General features: G+C 71.9%; 15 protein-coding genes and 1 pseudogene. 5 read left to right on the plus strand and 11 right to left on the minus strand.

The window, feature by feature from the left end; genetic code table 11:
• A complete protein-coding gene (locus SACAZDRAFT_RS07345) occupies window positions 1–1,068 on the plus strand; it encodes a FecCD family ABC transporter permease (protein ID WP_005440172.1) in 1,068 nt (355 codons plus the stop codon).
• A complete protein-coding gene (locus tag SACAZDRAFT_RS07350) occupies window positions 1,065–1,841 on the plus strand; it encodes an ABC transporter ATP-binding protein (RefSeq protein WP_005440173.1) in 777 nt (258 codons plus the stop codon). The genes SACAZDRAFT_RS07345 and SACAZDRAFT_RS07350 overlap by 4 nt, the downstream gene beginning before the upstream one ends.
• A 7-nt stretch (window positions 1,842–1,848) precedes the next feature.
• Here the strand turns inward: SACAZDRAFT_RS07350 and lgt are convergent, their stop codons facing one another.
• From lgt to SACAZDRAFT_RS07380, 6 genes are all read right to left on the minus strand, one after another.
• Window positions 1,849–2,940, minus strand: a complete 1,092-nt coding sequence (gene lgt / locus SACAZDRAFT_RS07355; protein ID WP_050983503.1) for a prolipoprotein diacylglyceryl transferase — start codon at window positions 2,938–2,940, stop codon at window positions 1,849–1,851.
• A gap of 113 nt (window positions 2,941–3,053) precedes the next feature.
• A complete protein-coding gene (trpA, locus tag SACAZDRAFT_RS07360; protein ID WP_005440177.1) occupies window positions 3,054–3,839 on the minus strand; it encodes a tryptophan synthase subunit alpha in 786 nt (261 codons plus the stop codon).
• Window positions 3,836–5,074, minus strand: a complete 1,239-nt coding sequence (gene trpB / locus SACAZDRAFT_RS07365; protein WP_005440179.1) for a tryptophan synthase subunit beta — start codon at window positions 5,072–5,074, stop codon at window positions 3,836–3,838. The genes trpA and trpB overlap by 4 nt, the downstream gene beginning before the upstream one ends.
• The gene (gene trpC, locus SACAZDRAFT_RS07370) at window positions 5,071–5,880 is read right to left on the minus strand and encodes an indole-3-glycerol phosphate synthase TrpC (protein WP_005440181.1); all 810 of its coding nucleotides are present in this window, start codon (window positions 5,878–5,880) and stop codon (window positions 5,071–5,073) included. Before trpC ends, trpB begins: the two co-directional genes overlap by 4 nt.
• 155 nt (window positions 5,881–6,035) lie before the next feature.
• Window positions 6,036–6,617 carry a Trp biosynthesis-associated membrane protein gene (locus SACAZDRAFT_RS07375; RefSeq protein WP_005440183.1) on the minus strand — a complete coding sequence of 194 codons (582 nt, stop codon included), beginning with the start codon at window positions 6,615–6,617 and terminating at the stop codon, window positions 6,036–6,038.
• Window positions 6,610–8,163, minus strand: coding sequence for an anthranilate synthase component I (locus SACAZDRAFT_RS07380; RefSeq protein WP_037294467.1), 1,554 nt, complete (start codon window positions 8,161–8,163; stop codon window positions 6,610–6,612). The genes SACAZDRAFT_RS07375 and SACAZDRAFT_RS07380 overlap by 8 nt, the downstream gene beginning before the upstream one ends.
• A gap of 93 nt (window positions 8,164–8,256) precedes the next feature.
• On the opposite strand from SACAZDRAFT_RS07380, the gene SACAZDRAFT_RS07385 reads away from it, so the two are divergent.
• A complete protein-coding gene (locus tag SACAZDRAFT_RS07385) occupies window positions 8,257–8,904 on the plus strand; it encodes a TetR/AcrR family transcriptional regulator (protein ID WP_005440187.1) in 648 nt (215 codons plus the stop codon).
• A gap of 17 nt (window positions 8,905–8,921) precedes the next feature.
• Here the strand turns inward: SACAZDRAFT_RS07385 and hisI are convergent, their stop codons facing one another.
• Window positions 8,922–9,281: a phosphoribosyl-AMP cyclohydrolase gene (hisI, locus tag SACAZDRAFT_RS07390; protein ID WP_005440189.1), complete on the minus strand. Its 360-nt coding sequence runs from the start codon at window positions 9,279–9,281 to the stop codon at window positions 8,922–8,924.
• The gene (gene hisF, locus SACAZDRAFT_RS07395) at window positions 9,278–10,051 is read right to left on the minus strand and encodes an imidazole glycerol phosphate synthase subunit HisF (RefSeq protein ID WP_005440191.1); all 774 of its coding nucleotides are present in this window, start codon (window positions 10,049–10,051) and stop codon (window positions 9,278–9,280) included. Before hisF ends, hisI begins: the two co-directional genes overlap by 4 nt.
• A 117-nt stretch (window positions 10,052–10,168) precedes the next feature.
• Between hisF and SACAZDRAFT_RS07400 the strand changes: the two genes are divergently transcribed.
• Both SACAZDRAFT_RS07400 and SACAZDRAFT_RS07405 read left to right on the plus strand, forming a co-directional pair.
• Window positions 10,169–11,968 carry a hypothetical protein gene (locus SACAZDRAFT_RS07400; protein ID WP_005440193.1) on the plus strand — a complete coding sequence of 600 codons (1,800 nt, stop codon included), beginning with the start codon at window positions 10,169–10,171 and terminating at the stop codon, window positions 11,966–11,968.
• Entirely contained in the window at window positions 11,968–12,423 is a 456-nt protein-coding gene (locus SACAZDRAFT_RS07405; protein ID WP_005440195.1) for a PPOX class F420-dependent oxidoreductase, read from the plus strand. Before SACAZDRAFT_RS07400 ends, SACAZDRAFT_RS07405 begins: the two co-directional genes overlap by 1 nt.
• 84 nt (window positions 12,424–12,507) lie before the next feature.
• Here SACAZDRAFT_RS07405 and priA read toward each other — a convergent pair whose 3' ends face one another.
• From priA to SACAZDRAFT_RS07420, 3 genes and pseudogenes are all read right to left on the minus strand, one after another.
• Window positions 12,508–13,239, minus strand: coding sequence for a bifunctional 1-(5-phosphoribosyl)-5-((5-phosphoribosylamino)methylideneamino)imidazole-4-carboxamide isomerase/phosphoribosylanthranilate isomerase PriA (gene priA, locus SACAZDRAFT_RS07410; RefSeq protein ID WP_005440197.1), 732 nt, complete (start codon window positions 13,237–13,239; stop codon window positions 12,508–12,510).
• A 35-nt stretch (window positions 13,240–13,274) separates the two neighbouring features.
• A complete protein-coding gene (gene hisH / locus SACAZDRAFT_RS07415; RefSeq protein WP_005440199.1) occupies window positions 13,275–13,913 on the minus strand; it encodes an imidazole glycerol phosphate synthase subunit HisH in 639 nt (212 codons plus the stop codon).
• Window positions 13,914–13,922: 9 nt separating this feature from the next.
• A pseudogene (locus SACAZDRAFT_RS07420) lies at window positions 13,923–14,330 on the minus strand (MFS transporter); the annotation flags it as partial.

The raw sequence follows: 14,330 nt of genomic DNA on the forward strand, positions 1-14,330 counted from the left end.
GTGCTGAAACGCTCGGTGCGCCGCACGACACGTCGCGAGGGCGAGCACACGACCCGGCTCCGGCCGGGCACCGTGCTGCTCGCCCTCGCGGGCCTGCTGGTGGTCTGCCTGGCCTCCGTCGTGGTCGGCTCCGGCGACCTCGGCTGGCAGCGGGTACTCGCCGAGATCGGCGCGCAGCTCACCGGCACGCTCTCTCCGCTGTCGGAACGCGAGGCGGCGATCGTCTGGGAACTGCGGGTTCCCCGGGTGCTGCTCGCCGGCATCGTGGGTGCCGCGCTCGCCGGTGCGGGCGCCGCCTTCCAGGGCGTGTTCCGCAACCCGCTGGCCGACCCGTACCTGTTGGGGGCCGCGGCGGGAGCCGGGATGGCGGCGACACTGGTCATGGTGCTCGCCCCCGCGGTGACCACCTGGCTGGTCGGTCCGGTACCGTTGGCCGCCTTCGCCGGCGCGCTCGGCGGCGTGGGCCTGAGCTGGGTGCTGGGTCGCTCGGCGGGCGGCGCGGGCACGGCGACGCTATTGCTCGCGGGTGTCGCGGTGACGGCGTTCCTGACCGCCGTGCAGACCTTCGTGCAGCAGCTCAACACCGACACGCTCAAGCAGGTGTACACGTGGACGCTCGGCGGGCTCAACGTGAGCGGGTGGAACGACGTCTGGCTCGCCCTGCCCTACGTGGCCGCCTCCGCGCTGGTGCTGTGTGTGTGCGCGAGGCTGCTGGACGTCCTCGCTCTCGGCGACGCCGAAGCCGCCTCACTGGGCGTGCGGCCCGGTCTGCTGCGGCTGGTCCTGCTCGGAGCGGCGTCACTCGCGACGGCCGCCGCCGTGGCCGTGAGCGGGTTGATCGGCTTCGTGGGCATCGTCGTGCCGCACGTCGTGCGCCTGCTCGCGGGCGCGAGCTACCGCGTCATCGTGCCGCTGTCGCTCATCGGCGGGGCCGCGTTCCTGATCGTCGCCGACTACGTCGCCCGCACGGCGATGCCCGGTGAGCTGCCGCTCGGCGTCGTGACGGCATTCGCGGGCGCGCCGTTCTTCGCCCTGGTACTCCGGACGACGAAGGGACGTGCGTCGTGACGGCACTGCGCCTCGACCGGGTCGGTGTGGCCTACCACGGCGACCCGGTGGTCCACGACGTCTCGGTCGGCCTGGCCCAGGGCGGCTGGCTCGCCATCGTGGGCCCCAACGGGGCGGGGAAGTCGACGCTGCTCAAGGCGATCGCCGGACTCGTCCCGCACTCGGGCCGCATCACGGTGAACGACTCCCCCACCGAGAGCCTGACGCGGCGGCAACGCGCCACGCTCATCGGCTACGCCGCCCAGAACCCGGTCCTCCCGGACCGGCTCACGGTGACCGACTACGTCCTGCTCGGACGCACGCCGCACCTGCGGCCCCTCGCCCGGGAGACGGCCGCCGACCTCGCCCTCGTGCACGAGACCCTCGACCGGCTCGACCTGGGCGACCTCGCCGGACGCGAGCTCGACACGCTGTCCGGTGGGGAACGGCAACGAGCGGTGCTGGCTCGGGTCCTGGCACAACGGACCCGGTTGCTGTTGCTGGACGAACCCACCACGGGCCTCGACATCGGTCACGCCCAGGCATTGTTGGAACGCCTCGACCGGCTCCGCGCCGAGGACGGCATCACCGTCGTCACCACGCTGCACGACCTGACGTTCGCCGCGCAGTACGCCGACACGCTCCTGCTGCTCGACCGGGGCGAGGTGGTCGTGGCCGGTTCGGGCCGCGACGTCCTGACCGCTGCCCGGCTGCGCGAACACTACTCAGCCGAGGTGGAGGTGCTCACCACGGCGGCCGGGCACCCGGTGGTCGCTCCCGTCCGTCCCGCGTGACGCGGGCTCAGCCGCGAGCCGAGGAGGAACCGCCGACGTCCGCGTCGGCACCACCGCCGCGCTCCTCTCGGCGGTCGGGCGCGCCGCCGCTTTCACCGTCGGCGTCCGAACCGGCCGAGGCGTCGGCGGAGCCGGACGTGTCGGCGTCCTCCCGGGCGGCCTCGTTCCGGTCGTCGCCGTCGCCGTCCCCGTCCGCCACACCCGCGCCGTCGTCGTCGGGATCGGTGGCGAGCGTCTCCGGCCGCTCCCTCGGACCACGCCGCCGGGCGACCACCAGGTAGATCACCGCACCGGCGAAGACCAGCAGCGACGTCCACACGTTCACCCGCAGGCCCAGGATGTGGTTGGCCTGGTCGGTGCGCATGAGCTCGATCCAGAACCGGCCCGCCGTGTACCCGGCGACGTACAGCGCGAACGCGCGTCCGTGCCCGAGACGGAACCGACGGTCGGCCCACACCACCAGCAGAGCCACACCGAGGTTCCACAGCAGCTCGTAGAGGAAGGTCGGGTGGACCACCGTCAGGGGCACGTCCGAGATGGCGACGCCATTGAGCTGGTCCGGAAGTCCCGTGGCGGGGTCGACCCGCTCGTAGATCTCCAGCCCCCACGGAAGGTCGGTCTCGCCGCCGTAGAGCTCCTGGTTGAAGTAGTTGCCGAGTCGGCCGATGGCCTGCGCGACGACGATGCCGGGGGCGATGGCGTCCGCCACCGCGGGCAGCGGGATTCCCCGGCGCCGGCACGCGATCCACGCGCCCACCGCGCCCAGCGCGATGGCACCCCAGATGCCGAGACCACCCTCCCAGATGTACAGCGCGCGGATCGGGTCCCTGCCCTCGCCGAAGTACAGCTGGTTGTCGGTGATGACGTGGTAGAGCCGCCCACCGACCAGGCCGAACGGAACCGCGAACACGGCGACGTCGACGATCGTGCCCTTCGTGCCGCCGCGCTGCACCCAGCGGCGATCGCCCCACCAGATGGCGAGGACGATCCCCGCGATGATGCACAGCGCGTAGGCCCGCAACGAGAGGGGCCCGATCTCCCAGACACCCCTGTCGGGGCTCGGGATGTTCGCGAGGAAGTACGTCGACGCGGTGTTCACCGGGTCACCGTAGCGCGACGCCCCGCACGTCACTGCGGAACCCACCGACAAAGTCACCGGATTCGGAAGCGGCGGTCGCGACACCGTCACGACCGCCGCCTACATCCCGAAGGTCACCGAGCCGGACGGCGAACCCCGTCGGCGAGCTCGGAGGTCAGCTCGGCCAGCGGCCCGGTGCCGTCCGCGGCCTTCGCGACGAGCGCCGACCCGACGATGACCGCGTCGGCGAAGCCCGCCACCTCGGCAGCCTGGTCACCGGAGCGCACCCCGAGACCGACACCGATCGGCAGGTCCGTGTGCTGCCTGGTGCGCCGCACGAGGTCCGCGGCGGCGCTGCCCACCGACTCGCGGGCACCCGTGACACCCATGACGGCCGTCGCGTAGACGAAGCCCGTGGTGGCCTTCGTGGTCAACGCGATGCGGTCCTCGGACGACGACGGCGCCACGAGGAAGATCCGGTCGAGCCCGTGTTCGGTGGACGCGGCCATCCAGTCCGAGGCCTCGTCCGGGGTGAGGTCCGGGGTGATGAGTCCGAGCCCGCCCGCCGAGGCCAGATCGCGCGCGAACGCGTCCACGCCGTAGCGGTGCACCGGGTTGTAGTACGTCATCACCACGGCCCGCCCGCCCCGGGCGGAGATCGACTCCACGACCTCGAACAGGTGCTTGAGCCGGAATCCGTTGCGCAGCGCCGCGTCGGCCGCGCCCTGGATGGTCGGCCCGTCCATCACCGGGTCCGAGTACGGGACGCCGACCTCGATGAGATCGGCGCCGGCGTCGATCGTGGCGGCCATCAGGTCCTTCGACCCGTCGACGGTCGGGTACCCGGCGGGCAGATACGCCACGAGCGCGGCCCGCTGCTCCGTCTTCGTGCTGTCGAACAGCTCCCCGAGCCTGCTCACACGTCCTCCACGAGCTTGAAGTACCGGGCAGCGGTGTCCACGTCCTTGTCGCCCCGGCCCGAGAGGCTGACCACGATGTGTGCGTCGGGGCCGAGCTCCCGGCCGAGCTGGAGGGCACCCGCGAGGGCGTGCGCCGACTCGATCGCGGGAATGATGCCCTCCGTGCGGGAGAGCAGCTGGAAGGCCTCCATCGCCTCGGCGTCGGTGACGGCGCGGTACTCGGCTCGACCGCTGTCCTTGAGCCACGAGTGCTCGGGACCCACGCCCGGGTAGTCCAGGCCCGCGGAGATCGAGTACGCCTCGATGGTCTGGCCGTCCTCGTCCTGCAGCAGGTACGAGAGCGCGCCGTGCAGCGTTCCCGGCGTGCCCTGCGTCAGGGTCGCGCCGTGCTCGCCGGAGTCGAGGCCCTTGCCGCCGGGTTCGAGGCCCACCAGGCGCACGTCCGAATCGTCGAGGAAGCCGTGGAAGATACCGATGGCGTTGGAGCCGCCACCCACACAGGCCGCCACGGCGTCGGGCAACCGCCCCGTCAGCTCCAGGATCTGCCTGCGCGCCTCCTCACCGATGATCCGGTGGAAGTTGCGGACCATGACCGGGAACGGGTGCGCCCCGGCGGCCGTGCCGAGCAGATAGTGCGTGGTGTCCACATTGGTCACCCAGTCGCGGAGCGCCTCATTGATGGCGTCCTTCAGCGTCCGCGAGCCGGTCCGCACCGGCACCACCTCGGCACCGAGCAGCCGCATCCGGGCGACGTTCAACGCCTGGCGCTGCGTGTCGACCTCGCCCATGTAGACCACGCAGTCGAGGTCGAGCAGCGCACACGCGGTGGCGGTGGCCACCCCGTGCTGACCCGCTCCCGTCTCGGCGATGACCCGGGTCTTGCCCATCCGCTTGGTGAGCAGCGCCTGACCCAGCACGTTGTTGATCTTGTGCGACCCCGTGTGGTTGAGGTCCTCGCGCTTGAGGAAGATCCGCGCACCGCCCGCGTGCTCGGCGAAGCGGGGAGCCTCGGTGAGCAGCGACGGCCTGCCCGCGTACCCGGAGAGCAGCCGCTCGAACTCCGCGGTGAACTCCGGGTCGGACTTCGCCTTGTCGTACTCGGCGGCGAGTTCGTCCAAGGCGCCCATCAGCGCCTCGGGCAGGTAGCGGCCCCCGTACGGGCCGAAGTGGCCCCGCTCGTCGGGGTCGTGGGCGGTGTTCGCCTGGTCCGTGCTCACGTCATCCGCTCCCGTCATCGGCTCGGCCTCGGGCAAGCCGGGTGCGATCCCGCCGTCACGAGCTTCACGAGCGCGCCCTTCGGGTCCTCGGTCGAGACCAGGCCCTCACCGACCAGCACCGCGTCGGCCCCGTGCCCCGCGTACGCCATCAGGTCGCCCGGTCCGCGCACGCCGGACTCCGCGATCTTGTAGACGTCCATCGGCAGCCCCGGCGCGAGCCTGCCGAACACGTCGCGGTCCACCTCGAGCGTGTGCAGGTTGCGCGCGTTGATGCCGATGACGGAGGCGCCAGCCTCCAGAGCCCGGTCGGCCTCCTCCGCGTTGTGCACCTCGACCAGCGCCGTCATCCCGAGGGACTCGACCCGGTCGAGCAGGGACACGAGCGCGTTCTGCTCCAGCGCGGCGACGATCAGCAGCACCATGTCGGCGCCGTACAACCTCGCCTCGTGCACCTGGTACGGGCTGACGATGAAGTCCTTGCGCAGCAAGGGAACGTCGACCACCGCACGCACAGCCGCGAGGTCGTCCAGCGACCCACCGAAGCGGTGACGTTCGGTGAGCACGCTGATCACTCGCGCGCCCGCGTCCTCGTAGTCCTTCGCCAGCGACGCCGGGTCGGGAATCGACGCCAGATCGCCCTTGGAAGGACTGCGGCGCTTGACTTCCGCGATCACGGCGATACCCGACTCGCGCAACGCCGCCATGGCGTCCCTCGGCTCCGGGGCCTCGGCGGCACGGCGCTTGAGTTCCTCGAACGGCAGCGCCGCCTCGCGCTCGGCGAGATCGGCCCGCACGTCGGCGATGATGTCTTCCAGAACGCTCACCGGGCGGCCCCACCGGGAGTCACGATGCCTGTTGGTTCACTCGCAAGGTGGATCACAAAAACCTTCCCCTTCCCGCCGATTCGATGCTAACCCGCTCGATGCCGCGCACCGGCCTGGGGTCGTATTGCGCCGTGCCCTCGGACATAAACGCGGCCTCAACGATCGCGTGTGGTGGGATCCTCACCCTCCGACAACGCGTTCCACAGGTCGGCGTCGGGGTTTCCGGACCGCCTGCGTTCCTTCTGCTCACCCGGAGCGGAGTACTTCGCGCCCATTCGGGGCATGCGGTGCCCCCGCCACGCGAGGACGGCCCCCGCGAACGCGTAGAGGGCCGCCGCGACCAACGCCGCTCCGGGGCCGAGCCAGGTCTTCGTCGGTTCGCCCGGCATCGCGTCGTAGCCGGGCGCCCGCGTGGACAGGTCCACGTCGTAGGCTGAACCGTCCAGCACGAGCACCGTCACCCACACGGCCACCGCGACGAGCACGATCCCGAGGACACGGCGGGCCACACCGCGGAGCGCGAGCGTCGCGGCCATCGCGGCCAGAGCCAGCAGCGCCAGCGGCACCGGCCACGTCACCAGGTCGGAGCCGGAGATCTCCTCGCGCAGCTCACCGTGGAACACGGTCCCCGCGGGCACGTCGACCCACGTCAGCGAGGACGCGCCCCACAGAGCCAGCGCCGCCGACGCCAACGCCGCCAGGGCGATCCACAGTGGACGCTTGGCCGAGTCAGGCACCGGAATCGGCCGCCTTCGCCGGAGTCATGCTCCCCGCCGCCGCCACGGCCGAGAGCACCGTCCGCGCCTTGTTCAGCGACTCGGTGTCCTCGTAGTCCGCGTCGGAGTCGGCGACGACACCGGCACCCGCCTGGACGTAGGCCACGCCGTCCCGCATCAGCGCCGTGCGGATCGCGATCGCGGTGTCGGCGTCCCCCGCGAAGTCGAGGTAGCCGACGATCCCACCGTAGAGAGCTCTCCGGGTGGGCTCCAGCTCCTCGATCAGCTCCATGGCCCGGACCTTCGGCGCGCCCGACAGCGTGCCCGCCGGGAAGCACGCGAGCACCGCGTCGAACGCCGTCGCGTCCTCGGCGAGCTCCCCCGTGATCGTGGACACGATGTGCATCACGTGGCTGTACCGCTCGATGGTGAACGAGTCCACCACCCGGACCGTGCCCGGACGGCACACCTTGCCGAGGTCGTTGCGGCCGAGGTCCACGAGCATCAGGTGCTCGGCGCGCTCCTTCTCGTCGGCGAGGAGGTCCTTCGCGAGCCGGGCGTCCTCCTCCGCGTCCGCGCCACGCCACCGGGTGCCCGCGATCGGGTGAGTGGTCGCCTTGCCGTCCCGGACGGTGACCAGCGCCTCCGGGCTCGACCCCACGATGTCGAAACCGTCGAGGCGCAACAGGTACATGTACGGGCTCGGGTTCGACGTCCGCAGCACGCGGTACACGTCGAGCGCGTCGGCGTCCGTGCTCATCTCGAACCGCTGCGACGGCACGACCTGGAACGCCTCTCCGGCCTTGATCGCCTCCACCGTCTTGTGCACGGCGGCGTGGAAGTCCTCCTTGGCGGTCTTCCGGGTGAACTCCGGCGCCGGGCGCTCGAACACCGCGTTGGTGGCCGGAGCGGAATCGGCGAGCCGCTCGGCCATCACGTCCAGCCGCCGCACCGCGTCGTCGTAGGCCGCGTCGACGCGTTCCGGGGAGTCGTCCCAGTTCACCGCGTTGGCGATGAGCGTGACCGTGCCCTCGTGGTGGTCCAGCACGGCGAGGTCGGTGGCGAGCAGCATCGTCAGCTCGGGGATGTCGATGTCGCGTTCGGCGAGTTCGGGCAGCCGCTCGATCCACCGCACGGCGTCGTAGCCGACGTAGCCGACGAGGCCACCGGTCAACGGCGGCAGGCCCGGCAACGGTTCGGTGTGCAGCGTCGCGAGGGTCTCGCGCAGGACCTCCAGCGGGTCGCCCTCGGTGGGCAACCCGGCGACGGGAGTGCCCGTCCACACGGGCTTGCCGTCCCGGACGGTCAACGCGGAGGGACTGTCGACGCCGACGAACGACCATCGCGACCAGGACTGCCCGTTCTCGGCCGACTCCAGCAGGAACGTACCGGGCCGGTCACCGGCGAGCTTGCGGTACAGCCCCACGGGCGTGTCCGCGTCCGCCAGCAACCGCCGCACCACCGGGATCACACGGCGTTCCTGTGCGAGCGCCCGGAAGTCGTCACGACTCGGGCTGACCTCACCCAGTCCGCGGGCCACGGGGTGGGAAGTCTGGGCAGTCACCATGAGCTCATTGTCCCGCCGCGGCGGCCTCCGTCCGTCACCGGGTGAATTCAACACCGGAGGAATAAAGCTGCCCTCGTCGGGCATCATGTTGATATGACGACCGCGAAGGGCAGCACGTCCGACCGCCCGCCCACACGCAGGCGCGGCAGGCGCGCGGGCGGGGAGGACACGCGGGCGGCACTGCTCACCGCCGCCCGCGCCGTGTTCGCCGAGCACGGCTACCACCGCGCGACCGTCAGAGCCATCGCGACCAGAGCCGGGGTGGACCCGGCGATGGTGAACCACTGGTTCGGCGGCAAGGACGGGCTGTTCGCCCAGGCGGTCCTCCACATGCCGTTCGACGTGCGCGCCGTCGTCGAGGACGTCACCGCCGACGGGCCGGACCGGCTCGGCGAGAACATCGTGCGCCGGTTCGTCACCACGTGGGACGGCGCGGGCGGGCCGGTGTTCAAGGCCCTCGTCCGCAGCGTGACCACCCACGACGAGGCGCGCAGCGCGCTGCGCGACGTCCTGCTCACGAAGCTCTTCACGGCGATCACGGCCACGGCGGGCAGCGACCGGCCGGACCTGCGGGCGAGCCTGTGTGCCACCCAGGTCATCGGCCTCGGCATCGCCCGTTACGTGATGGAGGTCGAGCCGGTCGCCTCCGCCGACCTCGACACGCTCGTGGCCATGATCGCGCCCACCCTCCAGCGCTACCTCACCGGCGACCTGGACGAGCCGGGCGGCGCCGCCGCCTGACGCTCGCTCGGGCCGGCTCAGGCCGGTTCGTCGGCCAGCAGGAGCCGGTCGGCGCCGTCGAAACAGGTGTGGGTGCCGGTGTGACACGCCGGCCCGGTCTGGTCGACGCGCACCAGCACCGTGTCGGAATCGCAGTCGAGACGCACCTCGCGCACGTGCTGGACGTGCCCCGAGGTCTCCCCCTTCGTCCACAGCTTCCCTCGGCTGCGCGAGAAGTAGGTGCCCCGACGCGTGGTGAGCGTGCGGTGCAGTGCCTCGTCGTCCATCCACGCCACCATGAGCACCTGCGACGTCGAGTGCTCCACCACGACCGCGCACACCAGGCCGTCGGCGTTGCGCTTGAGGCGTCGCGCGAGCTCCGGGTCGAGTCCGCTCACCGGACCTCGACACCTCCCTCGCGCAGCGCCGCCTTCACGTCGCCGATCTTCATCTCCCCGAAGTGGAAGACGCTCGCGGCCAGCACCGCGTCGGCGCCCGCCCGGACGGCGGGCAGGAAGTGCTCCACCGCGCCCGCGCCACCGCTCGCGATGAGCGGCACCCGCACGGCCGCCCGCACGAGCTCCAGCAGTTCCAGGTCGAAGCCCTGCTTCGTGCCGTCGGCGTCCATCGAGTTGAGCAGGATCTCCCCGACGCCCAGCTCCTCGCCGCGCGCCGCCCACTCCACGGCGTCGATCCCCGTGCCACGCCGCCCGCCGTGCGTGGTGACCTCGAAGCCGGACGGGGTCGGCGTGCCGCCTTCGGGCACCCGCCGCGCGTCCACCGACAGCACGACGCACTGCGCGCCGAACCGGCGCGACGCCTCCCGCAGGAGTTCGGGACGGGCGATGGCGGCCGTGTTGATGCTCACCTTGTCGGCTCCCGCGCGCAGCAGCCGGTCGACGTCCTCCGTGCTGCGCACCCCGCCGCCCACGGTGAGCGGGATGAACACCTGCTCCGCCGTGCGGCGCACGACGTCGAAGGTGGTCTCGCGGTTGCCCGACGAGGCCGTGACGTCGAGGAACGTCAGCTCGTCGGCCCCCTCGGAGTCGTAGAGGCGGGCCAGTTCGACCGGATCCCCGGCGTCCCGGAGGTCGGCGAAGTTGACGCCCTTGACCACCCGGCCCGCGTCGACGTCGAGACAGGGGATGACTCTCACCGCGACGGACATGGCCTCAGCCTAACCGGGCCGCCCGGCCCCCCTGCCAGGTGACACCGGGTCCCCCGGCGAGCGTGTGGGCGGAGAGCCCGAACGCGGTGCGACGGGGCGGCTCTCTACAGTGCTTTCATGACGATCGCTTCGGTGGGGGACCTGCGTACCGTCCACGAATCAGACAGTCAGCGGGTGGATCCAGGGCCCGCCCGACGCGCTCGTCTCGCTCCCGTCGCCTCCGTGGCCGCGGGAACCGCCCTGATCGGCGCCCATGCGTCCGTCTACGGCTACTGGCTGATCGACGACGCCGCGATCACGTTCTCCTACGCGCGGAGCTTCGCCGAGGGACTCGGGCCGGTGCTCCAGCCGGACGCCGCTCCGGTCGAGGGCTATTCCAACCCGACGTGGCTGCTCCTGCTGGTTCTCGGCCGCTTCGTCGGCCTGTTCGACCGCGGCGCCCTCTTCGGCATCCCGGACTACGTGCTGTTCCCCAAGGGACTGGCGTTGCTCTGCTGCGCGGCGATCCTCACGTTGAGCTACGTGGCAGCCCGCAAGGTGTTCTCCACACTGGCGTGGGTGGTGCCACTCGCGATGGGCGCCGTCCTCGCCGCGATGCCGTCGTTCGTGATCTGGGCGTTCTCCGGTCTGGAGAACCCGCTCTACGCGCTGCTGCTCGTCGCCCAGGCGGTGCTGCTGTTCTGCGCGGTCCTGGACAACCGCCTGCTCTCCGGGAAGGTCGCCGTGGCCGCGGGCGGTCTGGCGGCGCTGGCCGCGTTGACCCGGCCGGAGGGACTGATCTACGCGGGCAGCTACCCGCTGGTGCTGCTGACCCAACTGCGGCGCGCGACGCTGCCGCGCAGTGTCCGTCGCTGCGTCGAGTCCTCCCTGGTCTTCCTCGTGCCCGTGGCGGCCTACTTCTGCTGGCGCTACGCGACGTTCGGGCAGTGGCTGTCCATGCCGTCGGTGGCGAAGGCCCAGGACCTGCCCACGCTCGTGGACCTCACCCGGCCGGGCGAGCTGGTCTCCTACTTCGGCGCGCTCGCGGTCCTGTTCGCCGTGGGCATGATCGCCGCGACCCTCGCCCGGACCCCGTGGTGGCGCCCCGGCCTGCTGGCGGTACTCGCTCCGCTCGGCCTCGCGGTGATCGCCTACGCCGTGCTGGAGCCCGACTGGATGGCGCAGTACCGGTTCGCCACGCCGGTGTGGGTACTCGGCACGCTGGCCGCCACCCTGGCGACCGTCGAAGTGCTGCGCTCGGCCCGGCTACGCGCCCGCGCGTGGCTGGTCACCGGCCTCGTCGCGGCCCTCCTGCCGACCGGCGCGGGATTCGTGCAGGCCTCGCAGGAGTTCCGCGCGCATCCCGACATCTCCGCGTGCTACGTCGCCGACCGGTTCGGTCGCGTCTTCAACGGCTACGCCGACATCCTCGGGCTCGAGAAGGCGTCGCTGCTGATCCCGGACCTCGGCGGCTCCTCGATGACGAGCCGGCTCGAACTCGTCGACATGGCGGGCCTGACCCACGCGACGTTCGCCGAGATGATCCGGAGCGGCGATCGCCGGGCCCAGGCGGACTACGTCTACACCGTCGCCGAGCCGACGTTCATCTACATCCGCGAGCCGTGGACCAGCGGCACGGGCATCGGGTGGGACGCCCGCCTGCAACGGGACTACTACCCGCTGCACTACCACGTCGAGCAGGGCGAGCCCCACGGCGACTGGGTGCGCAAGTCCGCGGTGCGCAGCGCGGAGGTGCTTGCCGAGCTGCGCGACTACGCGACCACCTCGGCCGCGTGGGTCGAGTCCCGGCTGTACGTGTCACCGCTGCGGCACTGCGGTCCCACGCTGCACCGCGGGCAGACCGAGCCGTCCGAGCCGAACCCGGGTGTGCCGGCGAGCCGGCCCGTGACCTCGGAGTCCGGCAACACCGAGCGGTGATGCGACACGCCGAGCGCAGGGCCGCCGTGCCGCTCGCGCCTGTGGCCCGGCACGATGGCGCGGTGGACACCGAGAGCGAACTCGCGCGACTGGACTCCGAGAAGTACGTGTCGCTGGTCACCTTCCGCAAGACCGGAGCCGAGGTGGCGACTCCCGTGTGGATCGCCCGGGACGGTGCCGAACTGCTCGTGTTCAGCGAGCGGCACGCCGGCAAGGTGAAGCGCATCCGCAACAACCCCGAGGTGCGGCTGACCGCGTGCGACGTGCTGGGCAAGAAGACCCACGGCCCGACCGTCACCGGCACGGCACGGGTGCTCGACGACGCGGGGAGCGAACACGCTCGGCGCGTGATCGCCCGCCGGTACGGCGTCCTCGGCCGGCTCACGATGTTCTTCAGCAGACTACGGGGCGGCCCGCAGCGCACCGTCGGCATCGCGATCACGCTCACCGACTGACGCTCGCGGACCGCCCCGCGGTCTCCACGTTCTTCGACTGTTCGCTACGGCTTTTCGGGGGACTTCGGCGCGTCCCTACGCCACCTACGCCACGGCCTCCAGGGCCTCGGGCAGCGTGAACGCGCCCGCGTAGAGCGCCTTGCCGACGATGGCGCCCTCGACGCCGTCACTGCGCAGGGCGGCCAGCGCCCGGAGGTCGTCGAGGCTGGACACACCGCCCGACGCGATGATCGCCGCATCGGTGCGGGCCGTCACCTCGCGCAGCAGGTCGACGTTCGGGCCGCGCAGCGTGCCGTCCTTGCTCACGTCGGTGACGACGTAGCGCTGGGCGCCGTCGCGGTCGAGCCGCTCCAGCGTGTCCCACAGGTCGCCGCCGTCCTTGGTCCACCCACGCGCGGCGAGGCGGTGCCCCTGGTCGGTGATCCGGACGTCGAGCCCGATCGCGACCCGGTCGCCGTGCGTCGCGACGACGCGCGCGCTCCACTCCGGGTCCTCCAGCGCCGCGGTGCCGAGGTTCACGCGCCGCGCACCGGTCGCCAGTGCGGCGGCCAGCGACTCGTCGTCGCGGATGCCCCCGGACAGCTCGACGTTCACGTCGAGCCGGCCCACGACCTCGGCCAGGAGTTCCCGGTTGGAGCCCTTGCCGAACGCGGCGTCGAGGTCCACCAGATGGATCCACTCCGCACCGTCACGCTGCCAGGCCAGCGCCGCTTCCAGCGGCGATCCGTAGGAGGTTTCGGTCCCTGCCTCGCCCTGCACCAGACGCACGGCCTGTCCGTCGGCCACGTCCACGGCGGGAAGTAGTGTGAAGCTCACCCGGCCACTATAGGAAGCGGCCCCCGGACCTCGGCTCAGAGGGTCTGGACCCAGTTGCGGAGGATGTGCGCGCCGGCGTCACCCGACTTCTCGGGGTGGAACTGCGTCGCCCACAACGGACCGTTCTCGACCGCGGCCACGAACTCCTCGCCGTGGTGGGCCGTGGTGACCTTCGGCTGCGCGCCGGGCAGTTCCGACTCCAGTTCCCACCGCCGCACGGCGTAGGAGTGCACGAAGTAGAACCGGGTGTCCGCGTCGAGACCGGCGAACAGCTGCGAATCCTCGGGGGCGGCGACGGTGTTCCAGCCCATGTGCGGCAGGACCTCGGCGTCGAGCCGGTCGACCGTGCCCGGCCACTCGCCCACGCCCCGGGCCTCGACGTCGTGCTCGACACCGCGTTCGAAGAGGATCTGCATCCCGACGCAGATGCCCAGCACGGGGCGTCCACCCGCGAGTCGCTTGCCGATGAGGCGGTCGCCACCGACGCTCAGGAGCCCTTCCATGCACGCCGCGAAGGCTCCGACACCCGGGACGACGAGCCCGTCGGCCTCCAGCGCCACCCGGGGGTCCGAGGTCACGTCGACGGCGGCGCCGGTGCGCCGCAGGGCGCGCTCGGCGGAACGGAGGTTGCCGGACCCGTAGTCGAGGATGACGACTGAAGCACTCGAAGTCACCGGACCAGCCTAACCGTTTCGGGGTGTCGTCCGGCCCGCCTGCCAGGCCACGGGCAGCACCGCCAGGGCAGCGACCGCCAGCAGCGTGAAACCCGTCGCCACGGTGGTGCCCGAGATCAACGCTCCCAGGGCGACGGCACCGAGCCCCTGGCCCGCGTCGAAGGCGACGTTCCAGGCCACGCTCGCCTGCGCGGCCGGGGCCCTCGCGAACATCGCCACCAGCGCGTCGTTCTGCACGACCCCGAATCCCACGCCGAAGAGGGCCACCGCCACGACGGCGACGGCGGCGAGGCCGTCGGCCTCGGAGACGAGTGCGAACCCGAGCAGGCCCGCGCCGCCGACCGCGAGGGCGGGCAGCAGCATCCGGCCCGGGAACATCGCCGCGCCCGGCACGACCAGCAACGCGGCCGCCGCGAC

The sequence above is a fragment of the Saccharomonospora azurea NA-128 genome (assembly GCF_000231055.2).
Lineage (GTDB): Bacteria > Actinomycetota > Actinomycetes > Mycobacteriales > Pseudonocardiaceae > Saccharomonospora > Saccharomonospora azurea.